The organism is Lysobacterales bacterium, assembly GCA_014946745.1.
In the GTDB taxonomy this organism is placed as follows: domain Bacteria; phylum Pseudomonadota; class Gammaproteobacteria; order Xanthomonadales; family Xanthomonadaceae; genus Aquimonas.
Genome location: JADCRD010000001.1, coordinates 1562944 through 1584436, shown reverse-complemented (window position 1 = coordinate 1584436; position 21493 = coordinate 1562944). Strand labels below are relative to the sequence as shown.

Below are 21493 nucleotides of genomic sequence, written 5' to 3'. Positions count from 1 at the left end.
TATCGACGAAAGACCATCGACCAGGAGTGTCGAACCGGGCCGCGGCAGGGAGAAGCCGGGCCAGCGCAACCGCGGCTGCGCTCCCACCGATCGACATTGAAAATCAATGGCTTGCGGAGAATGTTCCCCGGCTTGTACCCGCGGCTTCGATGGACCGGAACAGGGGCGACCCCTAATCTGGCCGCTCGTCCCAGCCAGATCCGACCTGCCTATGCGCTCGACTTCCCTCCTGCTGGCCGCGCTGCTCGCCGGCGTGTTCCTGCCCACGATCGGGCGTCCCCACGACACCATGCCGGCCAACTGGTGCACCGGGCCCAACGAGACGCCGGTGATCGTTTCGACCTTCAGCTATGCCCCCACCCAGCTGCAGTCCATCGCGGACGAGACCGCGGAACTCCTGGGCTCGGAAGGCCTCATTGCCGAAGGCCTGGCACCGCGGCTGTCGGACGGCCGCTGCGGCATCGTCGACCGCTGGAACATGGCGACCTACATCGCGCGCACTCACTGTTCCTCGCTCAGCGGGCATCCGAACGCGATGATCCACATCACCGGACCCGCCAGCTACAACGACAGCGCGCACCATTCGCTGTACGACTACAGCCATGGGCTCGAAGGGGCCTGCGTGATCTGCGCCGTGCCGGGCAGCCCGCTGCTGGGGCCGTGAAGTCGGAGCCGGTCGCCGGCCTGATGGCGATCCGGTCGAAGCCTCAGGCCAGCGCATCCCGGCGGGTCATCGCCAGGATGCCGTCGACCCGCCGCTGCAGCGCCTCGCGCGCCTCGGGGGCCAGCCTCTCACAGTGACCGAGCACGAAGTACGCCGAACGCAGCACATCGCGCCAGCGCGGGTTGCGCGGCAGTTTCGACAGGCTGAGATAGCGCTCCATCGCACGCGCTCGCAGGCGGCCGTCGTCGATGCCCACGGACCAGATGCGGCTGCGTTCGGCCAGCTCGATCCGGTGCAGGCCGGTGCTGCTTTCCCAGGCCTCGATCACCGCCAGCATCAGTTCGACGAGATCGCGCCGGAAGCGCGCGGTCTCGTCGTCGCCGCTGCGCGACGACTGCGGTGCAGACGCAACCGGTTCGGCCCCGGTCGTCGCGGCCCCCGCCTCGCGCGCGTCCGGATACAGCGCGATCACGATCAGGCCGTCGCCGTGTTCCCAGGGCCGCAGTTCGACGCCGATCACGGCGCCGTCCGGCCCCAGCGCCATCGGCAGGATCTGGCGCTGCGCATCCTCCATCTGTTCCAACGCGCGGGCGAAGGCGTCTGCCTCGCCGGCGGGCAAGCGCTTCGACAGCGGCCGCCCTGACAGCGCCTCGCGGTCTTCGCCCAGCAGCGCGCAGGCGGCGCGATTGACCGCCAGCAGCTGGCCTTCCGCATCCAGCAGTGCCAGCGCATCGCCGCGGCTGTCGAGCAGCGCCTGCAGCAGGCGACGGTCTTCGGCGAGCGCGTCGGCTTCGCGGCGATAGTGCGCCAGCGCCTCTTCGTAGCGCGCGCGCCGCGCGGCCTCGGCCATACGCGCGCGCTGCCGGTGACGCAGGAAGTAAAGACTCACAAGCGACAGCGCGGCGATGGCCGACACCACGGTCAGCCACAGCATCAGCGTGCGCCGGCGGTTTTCGGCTTCGACCTCGGCGATCCGCTGGCGCGATTCGTTGAGATTGAAGCGCGCGTTCGACCACGCCAGCCCGCGATCGCGCTGAGCGCGCAGATCCTCGACCTCGCGCGCATGCGCCTCGCGCAGCGCGGCCAGCGCTTCGGCGCCACGACCCAGGGCTTCAAGGGTTTCCGCGGTTTCGCGCAGCAGCGCCGCGCGGCTGCCCGGCGCTTCCGGTCCGTCCGCCAGCACGCTGCGCAGACGCGTGAGTGCCGCTTCGCGATGGCCGGAGAGGCGCTCGACCCGCGCCGCCTCCAGCTGCAGTTCGACCGGCACCGGTAGCGCATGCGACGCCGCCAGGGCGAGGCCTTCCTCCACGCTCGCTCGCGCCTGCGCGAGATCATCTCCGGCGATCGCCGCGCGCGCGCGGCCGGCGAGCAGCATCAGCCGATAGCGGCGCGTGCCGCTGTGAGGCCCTGTGTCGTGGTCCTCGCCTTGCTCGCGCAGCGCGCGCAGGGCGTCGTCGAGCAGGGCGATCGCGGTGGCCGCATCGCCGCGCTCGAACGCGATCTCGCTGAGGCTGTCGTAGACGTGCGCGGCCTGGACGGTATTGCCGGAAGCGCGGAACGCGCGCAGGGCGTCGCGGTAGTAGCGCTCGGCGTCCTCGTCCTGCTCCATGTCGCGGTAGACGTCCGCGATGTTGTTGAGCACCGGTCCGACCGCGGTGTCGGCGTGCTCGCGCTGCATCCGCAGACTGCGCGAGAGCGCGCGCATGGCACCGGCGTAATCGCCGATCCGACGCAGGCTGCTGCCGATGTTCTTCAACTGCCTCGCGGCCGCGTCACGGTCGCCCAGGGCATCGGCCAGATGCAGTGCGCATTCGAACGCGGCCAGCGCCTCGTTGGGCCGGTCGCGGCCGTAATCGAGAATGCCGGCGCGGCGCACCAGTTCGTAGCGCGCGCGCAAATCGTCCAGCGCCAGTACGCGCGGTGCGGCGCAGGCCAGCGCGCGCTCGGCGCCAGACAGATCGTCGTCGCCGCGCAGCGCATCGACCCGCGCCAGCAGCGCGGCGGAATCCAAACCGGCGAAATCCTCGCAGCGCGCGGGCGCGGCGGCAGCGAACCCGGCGCCCGCGCAATCGGAGGGCGAGGCGGAGATCGTGGCCGCCGGAAGCGCGATCGCCATGCACGGAAGGACTGCGATCGCCAGGGGTCGAATCATCGGCCCGCAGTGTACCGGAAGGCCGCTAGCCCCCGTTCTCGAAGCCGTTGGCGAACACCGTGTTCTGCAGCGGCGCGCGGCAGCGGTTGGCCTGGTCGCCGTCGATGATCACGTTGAAGGCTGCGCCGGCGGCAAAGGTGGGCGTGCCGGAGGGGGCGTCGGCGACCACCACCCAGCGGCCCGGGGCGCCGGGGCCGCTCGGCGATTCGTAGGCCACGCCGAACGGCGTCGGGTTGGGGGTGTCGCCGGCGACGTCCGGATCGTCGACGCGGCCGACGATCGGGGCCGCGCAGGGATTACCGTCGAGCAGCGGATGCTCCAGCCGCCACGTCCGGCGGGCGACCGCGTCAAGCGTGGTGCGGAACGCGTTCGGGCTGAGCGAGGGCGCGACCACCACGTTGAAGTTCTGGTTCGACGGCATCGCGGTGCCGTCCTCGTTGCGGATCTGCCAGCGCCCGCCGCCGGTGGACACCCAGCGCATGCCGATCGGGTAGTCGTGGTAGAGGCCATCCCAGCGATGGAACGGCACGGCGATGCGCGCGCGGTTGAGGGCGCCGTTGAGCTCGGCGTCGTCGAGGGAGGTCAGGGCGCCGCTGACGTTGCCTGCGGCCGTCGCGTGGCGGATGCCGGTCTTGCTGCCGAAGGGCGAGAGGATGTGGAAGGTGGCGCCGACCGGCATCTGCAGCGCGATCGGCTGCAGGAACACCGACCAGCCGGTGGGGCCGGCAGGGTTCGGATACACACCGAGGTTGTGCGCGGAGGCGCCCATCGGCCAGGTCCCAAAGCCCGCGACCCCGACCAGGGCCTCGGTCGGCGTGAAGGAAACCGGGAACGGCGCGATGTAGGCCTCGTTGAAGAAGCGCGTGTTCTCGGTGACGGTGATGCGTTCGGCAGCGTCGCCGCTTGCCTCGTAGGCGCCGATGTCGACCGCGGCCAGCGTCCGGCGGCGCTCGCCGTCGGCATCGAACAGCGCCAGCGACGGCACGTCGGTGTTGTTGCCGCCGTTGATCGCCGGCGAGTTGTTGGTCGGCCGCGGATGGGTCGGGCGCAGGATGCGCGGGTCGGCAGTCACCGTGAACGGCCCCGCGGTGTAGGCATTGAAGGCGTTGCCGAACACCAGGTTGTGGCTGTTGCTCGCGCCGCCGTCGGGGATCGACACGCCGGTGGACGAATGGAAGGCGACCAGGTTGTTGGCTACGCGTCCGCTGACCGGCAGCACATCGAAACCGCTGACGAGCAGGCCGCGCGCGCCATACACGAGGGTGTTGTTGACCACGGTGGCCGTGCTGTTGCCGGCCAGTACGCGCACGCCCCAGCCGGCCGGATCGGATTGCCCGCTGACCACGTTGTTGTCGACCCGCACGGTCGCGGGGGCGCTGCCCTGCGCGCGCTGTACCGAGATGCCCAGTTCGAGGCGCGGTCCGATGACGGTGTTGCCGGACACCGCGACGCTGCCGCCGGCGGCCGGTACCACCACGCTCATGCCGCTGCGCAGGCCGGCCGCGCCGGTGGTGACCCGGTTGCGGAACATGCTGGCATTCATGGTGGTGCCGGCGCCGCCGGCGAACGCGCAGATGCCGCTGCGCAGTTCGCCCGCGGTGTCGCCTCCGCCGATCACGTTGTCGCCCGCGATCACCTGCGGCGAGGGACTCTGCAGGTCGAAGTTGATCGCACAGGGCACCGCGTTCGGCGCGGAGGGCTCGACGATGCGCATGCGCTCGACGCGGAACACGCTGCCGGCGACGGTGCCCTCGTCGCGGATGCTGACCGAGCCCTGGCGCAGCACCAGGCCCGAGATCGTCACCTGGTGCGGGCCCGGCACGTTGGGCTGGAAGCCGACGTTGAAGCCGGGCGCGAACACGGCGTCGATGCCCGGTGCGGCCGCCAGGGTGAGCGACTTGGAGATCACGACGGGTTCGTTGATCGCGGTGTATGCATCCGGCAGCAGGGACTCGTTGGCGCCGATCAGCACGGTATCGCCAGGCGCGGCGGCGTCAACACAGGCCTGCAGCGTGCCCGCGCAGGGACCACCGCCGGACAGCGCCGGCCAGGTCAAGGTCGCGGCGGACGCCAGCGGGGCCGCCAGCAGCAGGGCGGCGGCAAACAGGGGGCGATTGATCATGACGGGCTCCGGTTGAAGGGCTGACCCTGCATGCGCAAAAGTGCGGCCGATCCGTGCAGAACCTTTGCCAGTCCCGAGCCAGTCGTCGACCCTAACCGCGTGTTGAAGAACTCCCTTCCGGGGAGTCTTTCAAGTCGGCGGTCCGGCGCAGGTCCGTACCGCCTCGCGACGAATCAATGGCTTACGCGCTTGCTTCGTCGTCCCGGCCATCCCTGGCCGGACGGCAGGCTGTTTTTCAGCAGCCTGCTAATCGCTGGCGGGCCGACTCCCTGCGCCCAAGCGATGTTCGACCGCCGCCGCCATCGGAGGCAACGGACCGCTGCCGGTGGCGCACGCGGTCGGTTCCGCCGTCACGAGGATCTGTCATCACGCACGGACAGCGGCCTGCACGTGGGAGCTGGGCTCAAGGCCATCATTACCCCCTGATCAAGCGCTGAGCTACTCGATCGAGGCGCGCGCCGTTCGTGGCGCGCCGGAATCTCCGATCGATCAGAGCTTCCCTTGCTCGACTGCGTCCTGAGCGCGGCGGCTCGCGGGCGGTGCAGATCTTTATGCCCCGAGCGGGGCCCCGCCGCTGATCAGTCCGCGGAGCCGGGTTGCTCTGTCGGCCGAAACTGCCGCGCGCCGGGGCCTGATGGCCCTTTGCGACGGCGGGGGGCGCCAGCGGCCGTTGAGGCCAGACAACGCCGAAGCCGTCTCACGTGGCGCCCGTTCTCTGCGGACTCATGAAAACGAAAAAGCCACCGCATGCGGTGGCCTTTTCCTTGAATCGTGGTGGAGCGGAGGAGGATCGAACTCCCGACCTCTGCATTGCGAACGCAGCGCTCTCCCAGCTGAGCTACCGCCCCAACGGTGGCGCATGATAGCCAGCGGGGGACGCGCTGCCAATAGGCAAGACGGAGCGCGGCCCGCCCTGCGAGGCCTCAATTGCTGGCCTTGCGCGCTTGCTCGCTTGGAAGCAGAGGAACCAGCCGAGCTTCGAGCACGCCTCTGCGCCATCCCGACAAATGCTTGGACCAGCGCCCCTCGCGCAGCAGCGTCTCAAGGTGGCGGCGCGATGCCAGCACGGCCTCAGCGATCTTCAGTTCCGAGGCCGCCGAAGCGACCACCTGTTGCAGCTTGCGCAAAAAATCGCGCTCGTTCGGGTCGGGAAGTTCGGCCAGGGGGATATCGAGGTCGCCCGCATTGGGCTCCGTGTTCGCGAGTTCGAACAGCTCGTCGCGACGCCGCCGCGGCGCTTTGGGATTGCGGTCCAGCAGCTGCTCGAAGGCGTTGCGCGACATCGGCGCGCACTGGGCGATCTCGACAGCAAGGCCCGTGTCGAGCATCCAGCTGCGCGGGCGGTTGCTGCTTCGTGCCTGCAGGTCACGCCACAGCAGCAGGCGTCGCAGTCGGGCCTGTGCTGCGCGCGGCAGACCTTGGGCAGGACGCACGGCAAGATGCGGCTGCGGGTCATCGGCCTCGATGGCCTGCTGCAGAGCGCGCTCGCAGTCCTCACGCAGCCAGTCGCGGCGCCCCAGCGCATCGAGTTGGCCCGACAGCGTCTCGAACGGCTGCAGCAGGTAGCGCACATCATCGGCGGCGTAATGCAGCTGGGACTCGCTGAGCGGCCTTCGCAGCCAGTCACTGCGAGTTTCGCCTTTCTCCAGTGCGACGCCGCACAGCTCGGCCACCAGCTTCTGGTAGCTCAAGGATGGATCAAGCCCAACCAGGCCTGCGGCGGTTTGCGTGTCGAACAAGGGCACGGGCAGGCATCCGTACGCGTAGTGCAGGGCCTGGAGGTCTTCGCCGGCGCTATGCATGACCTTGAGCGCGGGCGACTGCAGCAGCTGCTGCATCTCCGGAAAGCGGCCGAGCCGCGGAGCATCGAGCAGCAGCACATCGCCCGGACGCCCCAGCTGGACCAGTGCGAGTTCGGGGTAGAAGGTCTTTTCGCGCATGAACTCGGTGTCCATGGCGATAGGGCCTGGCTCCCCTGACCATGCTGAAAGGCGAGACGCGTCGGCGGGCGTGTCAATCCACTGCATGCGGCGGTTCCTGCGTTGAAGAGGTGCCCACGATAGCGGTTTTGCCTTGATCCTTTGAACTGGATCACGCTCAGCCGCCTGCCGCCCCCTCAAGATCGCAGGTCGGCCGCATCACAGCGGCGTGAAACCGGAGTTTGCGCGCCGTGAGCCGCGCTCCGAGGGTCCAATCATCCCGCACAGGGGCGGGGAGGAGGCAGGGTGTCAAAGCGTTTCATCGGCGCGGGCGGCGGGCTGGCTGCGCTTCTTGTTTTGTTGTCCGGATGCGGCGGGTCGGAGCCCGCGGCGCCCGAATCTACCACTGCAGAATCCGCGCCTCCGGCTGCGGCCACCGAGGCAGGCGCGAGTGGATCCAGCGAGGCGCCGGAAGGCAGCGGCATGCGCCGGCGGCTGATGGATGCAACGGTCGGTCAGGAGTGGACCCCGGAGTACGCCCCGCTGCCGAACTTCAACGTCGAAGAGACGCTCGCCGAGGCTGAGCGCGCCCTGACGGCGGGGCGCCTGGATGGCGATGAGGACAGCGCGCTTTCGCTCTACACCGCGGTGCTGCAGAACGAGCCGGAGAACGCCGATGCGCGCGCTGGGATCGATCGCACGGTCACGGCGCTACTGGAGCGCGGCGAAGAAGCCTTCGCTGAGGCCCGTTTCAATGAGGCTACGCGTATCGTCGGGGTCGTCAGCCCGCTGCGCCCCGACAGTCCTGCGTTGGCCTCACTGCGCGCCAAACTCGACTCGGACCGTGAGGTCGCTGGACTTCTGGCTGAGGCGCTGCGCCTGGAGCGAGCCGGCCAGCTGGTTGAGCCCGCGGGCGAAAACGCCTCTGAGATCTACCGCCAGATCCTGAGCGGCGATTCCAACAATGCGGGCGCACGGGACGGCTTGGCGCGCGTCGAGCGCCTGCTTGTGGAGCGCGCCGCCAGTGCCGCCGAATCCGGCAACTTCAGCGACTCCGAGCGCATTCTCGCGGATGCCGGGAAGGTGGCTCCGGGTTCGGAAGCGGTGCAAGACGCCAGCGCCCGCGTCAATGAGCTTCGCGAAGAGCGCGTTCAGACGCTGCTTGAGCAGGGCAATGCGGCGCTCGAGGCCGGCAATCTTGAAGAAGCGCAGGGCTTGGTGGCCCAGCTTGAAGGCGAATCGGCCAACGCCGATGGCATCGATCAGCTGAAGACAGCGATCGAGAACGCTCGCAGCTACGCTTCTCTGCGCCCTGGCCAGAGCTTGACCGACCCGCTGGGTGCCGGCGGCAACGGTCCCGAACTGGTGGTTGTCCCGTTGGGCAGCTTCCAGATGGGCTCGCCCGACAACGAGCCCGATCGCAAGGGTAACGAAGGCCCGCGGTTCGCGGTCCGCATCCAGCGGGGTTTCGCGCTGTCTCGCTCCGAGACCACGGTCGGACAGTTCCGCGCCTTCATCGAGGCGACCGGCTACACCCCGAGCTCCAGCCAGAACGGCAGTTCGACCATCTACGACGAGCGCAGCGGCAGCATGACCGCACGCAGCGGGGTTACCTGGGAGAGCGACCACAACGGCCGTCCCGCCGCCGCGGATTCGCCTGTCATCCACGTGTCCTGGGTCGACGCCAAGGCCTACTCGGACTGGCTCTCGCAGCAGACCGGCAAGCGCTACCGGCTACCCTCGGAGGCGGAGTTCGAGTACGTGCTGCGCGCGGGCACACAGACCCGCTTCCCGTGGGGCGAGGGCAACCCCACCCGGCTTGTCGGCAACCTGACTGGCGACGGCGATCGCAGCGACACCCGCCGCAACTGGGTGAATTCCTTCCCTGACTACCAGGACGGCTACTGGGGTCCGGCGCCCGTGCGCAGCTACGAGGCGAACCGCTTCGGTATTCACGACATCAACGGCAATGTTTCGGAGTGGGTCGAGGACTGCTGGCACGACAACTATCAGCGTGCTCCGACGGACGGTTCGGCCTGGGTCAACCCCGGCTGCAACCGGCGCGTGATTCGCGGCGGCTCGTGGGCCAGCTCGCCCGACCAGGCCCGCTCTGCATTCCGCCTCACCGCTTCGCCGACGACGACCAATGCGCGTCTGGGCTTCCGCGTTGCCCGCGAACTCTGAAGCCACGAGAGATTCGGGTATCCCCGCTCTCGGGTTCTGAACCTCTTTACACGCGCTTCGACAGTCGAGACCTGCATCCAACACAAAGGGCCGCCCGCGGGCGGCCCTTTGTGTTGGCGGGCTTGATGAAGGCTCCACGTATCAAGTCCAGGCTGAAGGTGGTGCGTGATCGCGAGTCCGGCGTTGCCGGACTTGCTTGCGCTGGACCAAGTCCAGGCGTCTATGGTCCGTAAGGGTGCCCTCCCTGGCGCGCTGCAACGCTGCACGCTTCAGCTTTGCCTTCAGCGGGCGTGATCGACCAGCTTCGGGCTTCTGTTCAATGCTTGCCGAGCTGCTGCACCATCAGCTCGCGAAGGGCCTGGTCAGACCCGGCCTGCGGCGGTTCGATGGCGAGCAGCGAGAAACCAAGCGCTTCCGCATCTTCGGCGTCGAGGCCGTCATAGGCTCTGAACTCCGCATCGAGTAGTGCGGCGCGGGCCGCGTCCTCGCTGTCGTACGCCACGTACCGCCCATCGCAGTCGAGAACCCGCGCGGTGCCTTCAGCGAGCAGGTCAAGGCGGGCCCAGATCAGGGTTTTGCCCAAGCTGGCCACCCACCACTGCCTCGTGACGACGCTCTGCTCATCGCTCATGTCGATCCTCCCTCAAAGGACGAGCAAGAGAAGGACGGCGCCGACGGCACCGAAGATCGCGCAACACAGCAGCAGCTGGGCCGGCGTGGCCAGACCATTCAGGTTGCGATCCTGCAGCGCGCGGAAACGGCCCTGCAGCAGAAACGCGAGGTAGGCCGGCGAGAATGCATGCCCGCCTACCGCTGCTTTGCGGTCCTGCAGATGCCGGTAGGCCAGCGGCCCGAAGATCAGATACCCGGTGGCGCCGGACAGCCCGATACCGGTCACCAGCAGCAGCGAGAACATGCTGAGGATGTCCATACGCAGGCCTCAGTACTCAGCCTGACCCGGCGCACGCGGGTAGGGGATGGCATCGCGGATGTTCGACAGGCCGCAGGTGTAGACGACCAGTCGCTCGAATCCAAGGCCAAAGCCCGCATGCGGCACCGTGCCATAGCGGCGGAAATCGCGGTACCACTGATAGTGGGCAGGATCGAGGCCGAACTGCGCCATGCGCTTGTCGAGCAGGTCGAGGCGCTCCTCGCGCTGGCTGCCGCCGATGATCTCGCCAATGCCCGGCGCCAGCACGTCCATGGCCGCGACGGTGCGGCCATCGTCGTTCAGGCGCATGTAGAACGCCTTGATGTGCTCGGGGTAGTTCATCACCACTACCGGGCGGCCGACGTGTTCCTCGGTCAGCCAGCGCTCGTGCTCGGTCTGCAGGTCGAGGCCCCATTCGACCGGGAAGTCGAACTTGCGGCCGGACTTCTGCAGCAGCGTGATGGCCTCGCTGTAGTCGATGCGCTCGAAGGGCGAGTCGATGAAGCTCTGCAGGCGGCTGATCGCGGTCTTCTCGATGCGTTCGGCGATGAACGCCATGTCGTCACCGCGTTCTTCCAGCACGGTGCGGAACAGGTACTTGAGAAAGGCCTCGGCAAGGTTGGCATCGTCGTTCAGATCGGCAAACGCGATCTCCGGCTCGATCATCCAGAACTCGGCGAGATGGCGGGTGGTGTTCGAGTTCTCGGCGCGGAAGGTCGGGCCAAAGGTGTAGACCTTGCTGAGCGCGAGACAGTAGGCCTCGACGTTCAACTGTCCCGACACCGTCAGGAAGGTTTCCTTGCCGAAGAAGTCGCGGCTGAAGTCGATCGCGCCCTTGTCGGTGCGCGGCAGGTTGGCGAGGTCCAGCGTGGAGACGCGGAACATCTGACCCGCGCCCTCGGCGTCGGACGTCGTGACGATGGGCGTGTTGATCCAGTAGAAGCCGTTCTCATGGAAAAAGCGGTGCACCGCTTGCGCTAGGCAGTGACGGATGCGTGTGACCGCGCCGAACAGGTTGGTGCGAGGGCGCAGGTGCGCGACTTCGCGCAAGAACTCCAGCGAATGCGGTTTGGGTTGGATCGGGTAGGTCTCGGGGTCGTCCACCCAGCCCACCACCTCAACGCGCTCGGCCTTCAACTCGAAGCGTTGGCCTTGGCCGCTGGAGGGCACCAACTCGCCGGTGGCGATGACGGCGCATCCGGCGGTGAGGTGCTTTACCTCCGACTCGTAGTTGGAAAGCTCTGCCGGCGCCACCACCTGGATAGGGTCGAAGCAGCTGCCATCCGAGACGTTGACGAAGCTCAGACCGGCCTTGGAATCGCGCCGGGTGCGAACCCAACCGCGCACGCTGACGACTTGGCCGACATATTCATCGCCCTGCAGGGCGTCCACCACGCTGAGCACCGTCATGACTTCCTCTTGACCACCGCTAGGGAAAGGATTTGCAGGTTTGCAGACAGCCCGCAATCATAGCGGAAGCCTCTGCGCCCGAAGCGCCGCCACCGACCGCAGCTTGAGAAAGGAATCAGACCATGGGTATCCACCTGACCCCCGCCGCCGTAGAGCGCGTCCGGCAGTTCGTCGAACGCGAGCCTGGCAGTCTTGGCTTGCGCTTCGGCGTCAAGCGCACCGGCTGTTCGGGCTGGGGCTACGTCGTCGACGTGGCTCGCGAGGTCAAGGACGGTGACACCGTGGTCGAGCAGGACGGCGTCAAAGTTCTGGTCGATGGACAGAGCCTGCCGCTGGTGCAGGGCACCGAGATCGATTTCGTCCGCCAGGGCTTGAACCAGCAGTTCGCCTTCCGCAACCCGCAGGCCGCTGCCGCCTGCGGCTGCGGCGAAAGCTTTACGACAGCCGGCTGAGTCAGTTCCGCCAGCGACCCCAAGCCCTATCGTCTTGCCAGCCCGGCTGCGTTGGGCTATCGTGCGCGGCTTGCCTGCGCACTGCGTAGGCAACCTTGCCTCATCGCCGCTGGCGGGAGGCTTTCGCACCGGCAGCCGTCGGAGCGTCATCCACAAGGAGTCATCCATGCGTCACTACGAAATCGTGTTCATGGTCCACCCGGACCAGAGTGAACAGGTCCCGGCGATGGTCGAGCGCTACAAGTCGCTGATCGAGAACGACGGCGGCAAGATCCACCGCCTCGAAGACTGGGGCCGTCGCCAGCTGGCCTACCCGATCGAGAATCTGGTCAAAGCGCACTACGTGCTGATGAACATCGAAGTCTCGCACGCCGTGCTCGACGAGCTGGTCGCGGGCTTCCGCTTCAACGACGCCGTGCTGCGTCACCTGGTGATCAGCCGCGAAGGCCCTGTGACCGAAGCCTCGCTGATCCTGAAGAGCAAGGACGAGAAGCCGGAGCGTCGTCGTCGCGACGACGATTCTGAAGGTGAGTCCGTCGGCGCCGAGCGCGCCAGCGAAGAAGCCGTCTAAGCCTCCCGGAGCCTATCGAAATGTCCAAGTTCTTCCGCCGCCGCAAGTTCTGCAAGTTCACTGCCGAGGGCATCACCGAGATCGACTACATGGATCTCAACACCCTGCGCCAGTACATCACCGAGACGGGCAAGATCGTGCCCTCGCGCATCACCGGCACCAAGGCCAAGTACCAGCGTCAGCTGGCCGCGGCCATCAAGCGCGCCCGCTTCCTGGCACTGCTGCCGTACTGCGACAACCACTGACCGAGCGGTGCGCGGCGGTGACCGTCGCGCGCTTCTCCCCATCCATCGGACAGCCCGCAGGGCTGCGTCGGCGAGCATGCCGGCGCTAACGATCAGGAGCACTCCATGAAGCTTGTTCTGCTGCAGAAAGTCACCAACCTCGGCAACCTGGGCGACCAGGTCAACGTGAAGCCGGGCTACGGCCGCAACTTCCTTGTCCCGCAGGGCAAGGCGGTTCCGGCCACCGCCGCCAACGTGGCCGAGTTCGAAGCCCGTCGCGCCGAGTACGAAGCCCGCGCCCGGGAACTGTCGGCAGGCGCTGAAGCCCGCCGCGAGCGCCTGGAAGGCGCCAGCGTCACCATCGCTGCCAACGCCTCCACCGAAGGCAAGCTGTACGGTTCGGTGGGTCCGCGCGACATCGCCGAGGCTTTCACCGCCGCTGGCCTGCCGCTGGAGAAGAGCGAAGTGGTGATGGGCGAAGGCCCGATCCGTCGCGTTGGCGAGTTCGACCTGGTCGTGCATCTGCACGCTGACGTCGAAGCCACGGTCAAGGTCATCGTGGTGCCGGAAGCCTGATCAGGCGCCAAGCCATCGCGTGACCGAAAACGGGCGCCGGGAGGCGCCCGTTTTCGTTGCGATACGCCGAAACCGGCCGCTGCCCAGTCTCAGACTCTGAGATGTGCCCAGCTTATCCACAGGCTTATGCGCAACGGCGCAGGCAATGCCCCCCGTATGATCCCGGCTCCGCGCGCTGGGCCAATGAGCTCCGCGCGCCGCAGAGAATCCACAGCCCATGGCCGCAGTTTTTCCAGGGCGCAAGCCCGAACGCAGTTTTCAGTCGCATGACGAGCGTGCCGATGGCTTGCGCGTGCCGCCGCATTCGATCGAGGCCGAGCAAGCTGTCCTGGGCGGCCTGATGCTGTCCGGTGAGGCCTGGGACAAGGTGGCCGACAAACTCACCGAAGAAGACTTCTACCGCCGCGACCACCAGCTGATCTTCCGCGCGATCGGCCAGCTGGCCGAGCAAGGCCAGCCCTGCGACGCAGTCACCCTGGGCGAGTGGTTCGACAGTCAGGGCGAGAGCGAGCTGATCGGCGGCGGCGCCTACATCGTCGAACTCGCGAGCACCACACCCAGCGCCGCGAACATCGCGGCCTATGCCGAGATCGTGCGCGAGAAGTCCGTGCTGCGGCAGCTGATCGACATCGGCACCAACATCGCCAATGACGGCTATCAGCCCGCTGGCCGCCCCGCACGCGAGCTTCTGGAGGTGGCGGAACAACAGGTGTTCCGTATCGCCGAGGCCGGCAGCCGCGGGCGTCAGGGCTTCCAGAGCATGCGCTCGGCGGTCAAGGACGCCTTCCGCCTGCTGCAGGAGCGCTACCAGAACCAGGGCAAAATCACCGGTCTGCCCAGCGGCTTCATCGATTTCGACGAGCACACCGCCGGTCTGCAGCCGTCCGACCTGATCATCCTGGCGGCACGTCCAGCGATGGGAAAAACCTCGTTCGCGCTCAACGTCGCCGAGTACGCCGCGCTGAAGACCAAGAAGCCGGCCGCGGTGTTTTCGATGGAAATGTCGGCCTCGCAGCTGGCCTTCCGTCTGATCTCGTCGCTCGGCCGGGTCAATCAGCAATCGCTGCGTACCGGCCAGCTCGAAGACGAGGACTGGAGCCGGGTGACGCACGCGATCACCATGCTGTCCGAAGCCAAGATCTTCATCGACGACACGCCTGCGCTGTCGCCGACCGAGCTTCGCGCGCGCTGCCGCCGACTGGCGCGCGAGCACGGCCTCGGGCTCATCGTCATCGACTACCTGCAGCTGATGCAGGTGCCGGGCAATCGCGAGAACCGCGCCACCGAAATTTCAGAAATCTCGCGCAGCCTGAAAGCTCTCGCCAAGGAGCTGAACGTGCCCGTGATCGCGCTCTCGCAGTTGAACCGCTCGCTGGAAAGCCGCACCGACAAGCGCCCCGTGATGGCCGACCTGCGCGAGTCGGGCGCCATCGAGCAGGACGCCGACATGATCGTCTTCATCTACCGCGACGAGTACTACCACCCCGAGTCCGGCGAAAAGGGGGTGGCCGAGATCATCATCGGCAAGCACCGCCACGGCCCCACCGGCACGGTCAAGCTGGCCTTCCACGGCAAGTACACCCGCTTCGACAATCTGGCCTCCGGAGGCTTTGCGGGGAGCTTCGAGTGAGCCGGGCCACCTCGGCCACCATCCACACCGACGCCCTGCGCCACAACCTGCAGCTGATCCGGCGCCGGGCGCCGGACAGCAAGGTGATGGCTGTGGTCAAGGCCGATGGCTATGGCCACGGGCTGGAGCGCGTCGCGCGCGCTCTGCAGGGCGCGGACGCTTTCGGCGTGGCGGCACTCTCTGACGCCGAGCGCCTTCGTGCTGCGGGCCTCTCGCAGCGCATCGTGCTGCTGTCGGGCCCGGACGAACCGGATGATCTGGCGCTGCTGCGCCGGCTGCAGGTCGACGCCGTTATCCATCACAGCAGCCAGCTTGAGCTGCTCCGCAGCGATGCGGGCGGCGCACCGCTGCGGGTCTGGCTGAAGCTCGACACGGGCATGCATCGCCTCGGCTTTCCTGCCGAGGATGCGAAGCACATCCACGCCGCCCTGCGCGCGCTGCCCTGCGTCGATCCTGAGCTCGTGCTGATGACCCACTTCGCGCGCTCTGACGAGTTCGATTGCCCGGCGACGCGCGAGCAGATCGACCGCTTCGACGCCGCAACCGCGGGCCTGCCTGGCGAGCACTCTCTGGCCAACTCCGCGGGCGTTCTGGGCTGGCCCGAGGCGCACCGGCATTGGGTGCGTCCCGGCGGCGCGCTCTACGGGCTCTCCGCGGTGGAGGGTCAGTCGGGCGCGGATCTCGGGCTACGACCCGCGATGACGCTGTCGACGCGCCTCATCTCGGTCAAGCAGATTGAGGCGGGCGCCGCGGTGGGCTACGGCGGCACCTTCGTCGCTGCAAACCCCATGCGGATCGGGATCGCAGCGATAGGCTACGGCGATGGCTATCCGCGCCACGCCGGCTCCGGCAGCCCGGTGCTGGTCGAAGGCGTGCAGGTGCCCACCGTCGGACGCGTTTCGATGGACCTGATCGCCGTCGACATTACGGCGTTGCCGCAGGCCAAGGTCGGCTCGCCCGTCGAGGCCTGGGGCAGGGGGCTCGCCATCGAGACCGTGGCGAGCAGCGCCGGCACACTGGGCTATGAGCTGGCCTGCGGTATCACCCGGCGCGTGCGCTTTCTCGAGGAATAGCGCCAGATCGCGCTGACCCGGCCACTGAGCCGCGCCGGCTTGCGCGGAATCAAGTCGCTTCGGTTCCGCCCACCTAGACTCCCGTGCATTCGACTTGGGAGTCTCCGCCATGGCCGTTGAACTGTTCAGCACGCCCGAGCACAAGTGCATCGTTTTTGCGGATCTGGTGCGCGGCGATGACGGCGTGCAGGCCAATCAGTTCCTGGTTGTGCACGGCGGCCACTCGGCGCTGATCGATCCGGGCGGCGCCTTGCTCTACACCCCGCTCAACCTCGCGATGTCGCGCTATGTGCAGACCCGCGATCTGACCTACATCCTCGCCAGCCATCAGGATCCGGACATCATCGGCTCGGTCGACCGCTGGCTGATGTACAGCGACTGCACCATCGTCTGTTCGAAGCTGTGGGGCCGCTTCATCCCGCACAGCGTTCCGCATTACCAGAAGGGCGCGGGTGGCGACCGCTATCTGCTCGTGCCGGACGAAGGCATGGACATCCCGATGGGCAGTGCCCACTTGCGCGCGCTGCCCGCGCACTTCCTGCATTCGGTGGGCAACCTGAGCTTCTGGGATCCGGTGAGCCGGATCCTGTTCTCGGGTGACGTCGGGTCTTCGATGGTGTCGTCCGGCACGGCCTACGCCGCCTACGAGGACTTCAACGCCATGGTCGGCCGAATGGAGGGCTTCCATCGTCGCTACATGGCAGGCAACCGTGTCTGCCGGCTGTGGGCCGGCATGGTGCGCAAGCTCGAACCCGCCATGATCGTGCCGCAGCACGGCCTGCCCATGAAGGGGCAGGCGATTGGCGACTTCCTGAGCTGGTTGGAACAGCTCGAGTGCGGCATCGATCTGCTGGGGCCGACGAATTATCGGGTTTGACGGCCGGGATTGGGGGATTCGGGATTCGGGATTCGAAAGAGCAGGCTGCGGCGAGCCTGATCGATGCGAGCCCTGGCTTTCTCAAGCAATGGCGCGGGCAAATCCCCAACCCCGGAGCGCCTGCATGCGCAGACCCTCCGAGGCCGGATCGATCAGATGTGGCGGGGATGGGACGAAGCGGCGCGCTGCTTCGAATCCCCAATCCCCAATCCCGGCTTCCAACCAATCCCAAGGGCGCCTTCAGGCGCCCTTATGCTTCGCCAACCGCAGCCAGGTGTCGACCACGGTGTCCGGATTCAGCGACACCGACTCGATGCCCTCATCCAGCAGCCACTCGGCGAGATCCGGGTGATCCGAGGGGCCCTGGCCGCAGATGCCGATGTACTTGCCCTTGGCGCGCGCCGTGCGGATGGCCATCGACAGCAGCTTCTTCACCGCCGGATCGCGCTCGTCGAACAGGTGGGCGACGATGCCGGAGTCGCGGTCCAGGCCCAGGGTCAACTGGGTCAGGTCGTTGGAACCGATCGAGAAGCCGTCGAACAGCTCCAGGAACTCCTCCGCCATCAGGGCGTTCGAGGGCAGCTCGCACATCATGATGATTTTGAGCCCATTTTCGCCGCGCTTGAGGCCGTTCTCGGCCAGCACCTCGATCACCTTGCGGCCCTCTTCCAGCGTACGCACGAAGGGAATCATGACCCAGGCATTGGTCAGGCCCATTTCGTCGCGGACTTTCTTCATCGCCCGGCACTCAAGAGCGAAGCAATCGCGGAAGCTCGGATCGACATAGCGGCTGGCGCCGCGGAAGCCGATCATCGGGTTCTCCTCGTGCGGTTCGTACTGCGCGCCGCCGATCAGGTTCGCGTACTCGTTCGACTTGAAGTCCGACAGGCGCACGATGACTGCGTGCGGCGCGAACGCTGCGGTCAGCGTGGCGATGCCTTCGGCCAGGCGCTCGACGTAGAAGCTCACCGGGTCGGCGTAGCCGGCCGACAGTTCGTCGATCTTGGCCTTGATGTCGGCCGGCTGCTTGGCGTATTCCAGCAGCGCTTTCGGATGCACGCCGATCTGGCGGGCGATGACGAATTCAAGACGCGCGAGACCAATGCCCTGATGCGGCAGCTGGGCGAAATCGAAAGCGCGCTCGGGGTTGCCCACGTTCATCATGATCTTGAGCGGGGCAGGGGGCATGTTCTCCAGATCGGTGACGATGCGCTCGAAGGCCAGCTCGCCCGCGTAGATCAGGCCGGTGTCGCCCTCGGCGCAGCTGACGGTGACGCGCGCGCCATCGGGGATGCGGTCCAGCGCGTCGCCACAGCCGACCACCGCCGGCACGCCCAGCTCGCGCGCAATGATCGCGGCGTGGCAGGTGCGGCCCCCGCGGTTGGTCACGATCGCCGACGCGCGCTTCATCACCGGCTCCCAGTCGGGGTCGGTCATGTCGGCGACGAGCACGTCACCCGGCTCGACGCGGTTCATGTCCTTGAGCGAGCGGATCACTTTGGCCACGCCGCTGCCGATCTTGTGGCCGATGGCGCGGCCCTGTGCCAACACGTCGGCCTTGCCCGACAGATGGAACCGTTCGATCTGGGTGGCGCGCGCGCGCGACTTCACCGTTTCGGGGCGCGCCTGCACGATGTAGAGCTTGCCGGTGTTGCCGTCCTTGGCCCACTCGATGTCCATCGGACGGCCGTAGTGCTGCTCGATGGTGAGCGCCTGCCGCGACAGCTCTTCGACGTCGGCATCGGTGATCGAGAAGCTGCGGCGCAGCGCATCGGGCGTGGCCTCGATGCGCACGCGCTCGCCGGGCTGGTCCGAGTACACCATGCGCTGCTGCTTGGCGCCGATCTGACGACGCAGCACGGCCGGTTTGCCGGCGCGCAGGGTGGGCTTGTAGACGTAGAACTCGTCGGGGTTCACCGCGCCCTGCACCACCATCTCGCCGAGGCCATAGCTGGAGGTGACAAACACCGCGTCGCGGAAGCCGCTCTCGGTGTCCAGGGTGAACAGCACGCCCGAGGCGCCGATGTCCGAACGCACCATGAGCTGCACGCCGGCGGACAGAAACACGTCCTCATGCTTGAAGCCGTGGTGCACGCGATAGGCAATGGCGCGGTCGTTGTAGAGGCTGGCGAAGACCTCCTTGACCCGGTGCACGACGGCATCGACGCCAACCACGTTGAGGAAAGTTTCCTGCTGCCCCGCGAAACTCGCATCGGGCAGGTCTTCAGCGGTCGCGGATGAGCGCACGGCCACCGAAACGTCCCTGGCGCCAGCCTCGTCGCACAGACGCGCGTAGGCCGTGCGGATTTCCGCATCCAGCGCCTTCGGCAGCGGCGCGTCGATCACCCAGCCGCGAATCTCGTGGCCGGCTGCCGCGAGCGCATCAACATCTTCGACATCGAACGAGGCCAGCTTGGCCTGGATGCGCTCGGCCAGCTGGTTATCGTGGATGAATTCCTGGAAGGCCGATGCAGTCGTGGCGAAGCCCCCCGGAACCGAGACCCCCAAGCCGCTCAGGTGGCCGATCATCTCGCCGAGCGAGGCGTTCTTGCCGCCCACCTGGGCGAGGTCGGAGAGGCGAAGCTCATGCAGCCACAGCACGTGCGCGTTCAAGGGAAAGGCTCCTTCGAGGGAAAGTGTGAACTGCTTCGATTGCTGCAGTGCGGCAGCCGAGGCCGCGTATGATGCTGGGCGCACCGGGAAGGCACAAGGCCAATTCCAGTCCAGTCCGGCAAAAACATTAGAAACCAAGGAGATAGCAGATGAGCTCGCAGCGCCCGGTGTTCTTCATCTCGGACGGCACCGGCATCACCGCCGAGACCATCGGCCACGCGCTGCTCACCCAGTTTGAAGGCGTCAGCTTCGACACCCAGCGCATCCCTTTCGTTGATACGTACGACAAGGCCCAGCAGGCCGCTGAGCGGATCCGCCAGCGTGGTCAGCAGTGCGGTCAACGGCCGATCGTGGTCAACACCGTGGTCGATGGCACGCTGACCGACATCATCGCCGAGAGCGGCGCGCTGATCCTCGACGTGTTCCGGCCTTTCATCAGCCCCCTGGAAACCGAACTGGCACAGCCCCGTCAGCCGCGCGTCAACAAGGCGCATGCGGTGGTCGACTACAACGCCTACGAGGCGCGCATCAACGCCACCAACTACGCGCTGACTCACGATGACGGCATCGACGTGCACTACGACGATGCGGACGTGATCCTGGTGGGCGTTTCGCGCTCGGGCAAGACGCCGACCTGTCTCTATCTGGCCCTGCACTTCGGAGTGAAGGCGGCGAACTACCCGCTGACTGAAGAAGACCTGGAGGGCAGGGAGCTGCCCAAACGCCTTCGGCTCTATCGCAAGAAACTGTTCGCGCTGACCATCGACCCCGAACGCCTGCGACAGGTGCGCGAGGCGCGTCGACCCGGCAGCCGCTACGCGAAGATCGACACCTGCCGCAGCGAAGTCGCCCAGGCCGAGGCGCTGTTCCGGCAGGAGAATCTGCCGGTGCTCAGCACCACCCACACCTCGATTGAAGAGATCGCCAGCAAGCTGATGTCGACGCTCGGTATCGAGCGCCAGCTGTACTGAGAGCATGTGAAAAAACCATCCGCCTACTGCGGCTGCCTCTGGACGTCCGTGGCGGCAGCCGGTCCACGCCAGCTGTTGCAGTCACGCAGTGCGTCTCAGGCTGCGTGTTAGGCTCGCGCGCATGTCCAGACTCTCCGTTCTTCCCGTCACCGCGCTGCCCAATCGCCTGGGCCAGCTGATGGATCGCTACGCCGACAACTACTGGCGGCTGGTGCGGCTGTTTCCTTTGCTCGATCTTGCGCCTGGCCAGTACCGCTCTCTCGCCAGTGACGGCATTGAACTGCACCTCGAAGTCATCGAGCGCCACAGCTACACGCTCGAGCTCCGTCTCACCTATGGGCTTGTGGATCCGATCAGCAGCCACCGCGATCCGTCGGCCATGGTCCGCATCTACACCGACGCCCGTTTGGCTGAAGTGACCCACTGCGAAGTGAGCCAGCGCTGGGAGGATCTGCTCGGTCTGCGCAGCGTGGCGCGCGAGCTGGTCGATGCGCGTATGCGCATGAACAGTTTCCTGGGGCGCTGGTTGGAGTACCTCGAAGAACGGGGCCACTCGCGCTTCACCCTTCGTGCGGTGATGGGCTCCATCGCAAATGGAGCGAATGAAGGCGAGGCTACGCAAAAAAGTTCGCGCGAACCGCTTGACGATATCGGTTTCGCTCCCTAAGATGCGCGTCTTTCCAGCACGTGGGGCCATAGCTCAGCTGGGAGAGCGCTACAATGGCATTGTAGAGGTCGCCGGTTCGATCCCGGCTGGCTCCACCACCTTCCTAGTCCCCATCGTCTAGAGGCCTAGGACACCTCCCTTTCACGGAGGCGACCGGGGTTCGAATCCCCGTGGGGACGCCATAAGGCACGCGAAGGGCCGCATCGAAAGATGCGGCCCTTTTCGTTTGCGCGCTTCACGGGGCGGCGAGTCCAATCGCTGTTGCCAAACTGCCCTGCGATGTTGATGGAATGCCTTGCGTCGTCCTGTGTCGAGGCGGTGCTCGCTGAGTGAGCGGCAGGGCTCGGAAGTCGCCGCGTGAGCCTTCGCCTGAGTCCGCGATCTGGGTGGTCCACTGGCGCCGTAGCTTGCGTCTACGCCTTGGTTTCAAGGCGCGGCGCCCGCGCAGCTCGCTTCG

18 protein-coding genes and 3 tRNA genes are annotated in these 21493 nt (G+C 66.9%); 13 read left to right on the top strand and 8 right to left on the bottom strand.

The window, feature by feature from the left end; genetic code table 11:
• Positions 1-211 precede the first annotated feature (211 nt).
• Positions 212-664 (top strand): hypothetical protein, encoded by a 453-nt coding sequence (locus H4O13_06135; protein MBE5314966.1) that lies wholly within the window; start codon positions 212-214, stop codon positions 662-664.
• Positions 665-707: 43 nt separating this feature from the next.
• On the opposite strand, the gene H4O13_06130 is transcribed toward H4O13_06135, so the two are convergent.
• The 4 genes from H4O13_06130 to rnd all read right to left on the bottom strand — a co-directional run bounded on the left by H4O13_06130 (position 708) and on the right by rnd (position 6965).
• The gene (locus H4O13_06130; protein MBE5314965.1) at positions 708-2780 is read right to left on the bottom strand and encodes a tetratricopeptide repeat protein; all 2073 of its coding nucleotides are present in this window, start codon (positions 2778-2780) and stop codon (positions 708-710) included.
• A 61-nt stretch (positions 2781-2841) separates the two neighbouring features.
• On the bottom strand, positions 2842-4938 hold the full coding sequence (locus tag H4O13_06125) for a hypothetical protein (GenBank protein ID MBE5314964.1): 2097 nt from the start codon (positions 4936-4938) through the stop codon (positions 2842-2844).
• A gap of 772 nt (positions 4939-5710) precedes the next feature.
• A tRNA-Ala gene (locus H4O13_06120) sits at positions 5711-5786 on the bottom strand.
• A 75-nt stretch (positions 5787-5861) separates the two neighbouring features.
• Entirely contained in the window at positions 5862-6965 is a 1104-nt protein-coding gene (gene rnd / locus H4O13_06115; GenBank protein ID MBE5314963.1) for a ribonuclease D, read from the bottom strand.
• Positions 6966-7340: 375 nt separating this feature from the next.
• Here rnd and H4O13_06110 point away from each other — a divergent pair, with 375 nt between their 5' ends.
• A complete protein-coding gene (locus H4O13_06110) occupies positions 7341-9041 on the top strand; it encodes an SUMF1/EgtB/PvdO family nonheme iron enzyme (GenBank protein ID MBE5314962.1) in 1701 nt (566 codons plus the stop codon).
• Between the two features lie 316 nt (positions 9042-9357).
• Here H4O13_06110 and H4O13_06105 read toward each other — a convergent pair whose 3' ends face one another.
• Genes H4O13_06105 through asnS form a run of 3 tightly spaced genes read right to left on the bottom strand, consistent with a single transcriptional unit; the run spans position 9358 to position 11382 of the window.
• Entirely contained in the window at positions 9358-9672 is a 315-nt protein-coding gene (locus tag H4O13_06105) for a hypothetical protein (GenBank protein ID MBE5314961.1), read from the bottom strand.
• A 12-nt stretch (positions 9673-9684) separates the two neighbouring features.
• Positions 9685-9972: a hypothetical protein gene (locus tag H4O13_06100; protein MBE5314960.1), complete on the bottom strand. Its 288-nt coding sequence runs from the start codon at positions 9970-9972 to the stop codon at positions 9685-9687.
• Between the two features lie 9 nt (positions 9973-9981).
• Complete coding sequence (asnS, locus tag H4O13_06095; GenBank protein MBE5314959.1) at positions 9982-11382, bottom strand: asparagine--tRNA ligase; 1401 nt, start codon at positions 11380-11382, stop codon at positions 9982-9984.
• A gap of 122 nt (positions 11383-11504) precedes the next feature.
• Between asnS and H4O13_06090 the strand changes: the two genes are divergently transcribed.
• From H4O13_06090 to H4O13_06060, 7 genes are all read left to right on the top strand, one after another.
• On the top strand, positions 11505-11834 hold the full coding sequence (locus H4O13_06090) for an iron-sulfur cluster assembly accessory protein (protein ID MBE5314958.1): 330 nt from the start codon (positions 11505-11507) through the stop codon (positions 11832-11834).
• Positions 11835-12000: 166 nt separating this feature from the next.
• On the top strand, positions 12001-12405 hold the full coding sequence (rpsF, locus tag H4O13_06085; protein MBE5314957.1) for a 30S ribosomal protein S6: 405 nt from the start codon (positions 12001-12003) through the stop codon (positions 12403-12405).
• Positions 12406-12425: 20 nt separating this feature from the next.
• The gene (gene rpsR / locus H4O13_06080; GenBank protein ID MBE5314956.1) at positions 12426-12650 is read left to right on the top strand and encodes a 30S ribosomal protein S18; all 225 of its coding nucleotides are present in this window, start codon (positions 12426-12428) and stop codon (positions 12648-12650) included.
• A gap of 105 nt (positions 12651-12755) precedes the next feature.
• On the top strand, positions 12756-13205 hold the full coding sequence (rplI, locus tag H4O13_06075) for a 50S ribosomal protein L9 (protein ID MBE5314955.1): 450 nt from the start codon (positions 12756-12758) through the stop codon (positions 13203-13205).
• Positions 13206-13422: 217 nt separating this feature from the next.
• Positions 13423-14835, top strand: a complete 1413-nt coding sequence (locus tag H4O13_06070) for a replicative DNA helicase (protein MBE5314954.1) — start codon at positions 13423-13425, stop codon at positions 14833-14835.
• Positions 14832-15908: an alanine racemase gene (gene alr, locus H4O13_06065; protein MBE5314953.1), complete on the top strand. Its 1077-nt coding sequence runs from the start codon at positions 14832-14834 to the stop codon at positions 15906-15908. Before H4O13_06070 ends, alr begins: the two co-directional genes overlap by 4 nt.
• A gap of 109 nt (positions 15909-16017) precedes the next feature.
• On the top strand, positions 16018-16785 hold the full coding sequence (locus tag H4O13_06060) for an FprA family A-type flavoprotein (protein ID MBE5314952.1): 768 nt from the start codon (positions 16018-16020) through the stop codon (positions 16783-16785).
• 240 nt (positions 16786-17025) lie between these two features.
• Here H4O13_06060 and ppsA read toward each other — a convergent pair whose 3' ends face one another.
• Positions 17026-19398 (bottom strand): phosphoenolpyruvate synthase, encoded by a 2373-nt coding sequence (gene ppsA / locus H4O13_06055; protein MBE5314951.1) that lies wholly within the window; start codon positions 19396-19398, stop codon positions 17026-17028.
• 149 nt (positions 19399-19547) lie between these two features.
• Between ppsA and H4O13_06050 the strand changes: the two genes are divergently transcribed.
• From H4O13_06050 to H4O13_06035, 4 genes are all read left to right on the top strand, one after another.
• A complete protein-coding gene (locus tag H4O13_06050; GenBank protein ID MBE5314950.1) occupies positions 19548-20369 on the top strand; it encodes a kinase/pyrophosphorylase in 822 nt (273 codons plus the stop codon).
• 121 nt (positions 20370-20490) lie between these two features.
• Positions 20491-21036, top strand: a complete 546-nt coding sequence (locus H4O13_06045) for a DUF1249 domain-containing protein (protein ID MBE5314949.1) — start codon at positions 20491-20493, stop codon at positions 21034-21036.
• A 22-nt stretch (positions 21037-21058) separates the two neighbouring features.
• Positions 21059-21134, top strand: a tRNA-Ala gene (locus H4O13_06040).
• 8 nt (positions 21135-21142) lie between these two features.
• A tRNA-Glu gene (locus H4O13_06035) sits at positions 21143-21218 on the top strand.
• Positions 21219-21493: the final 275 nt, after the last annotated feature.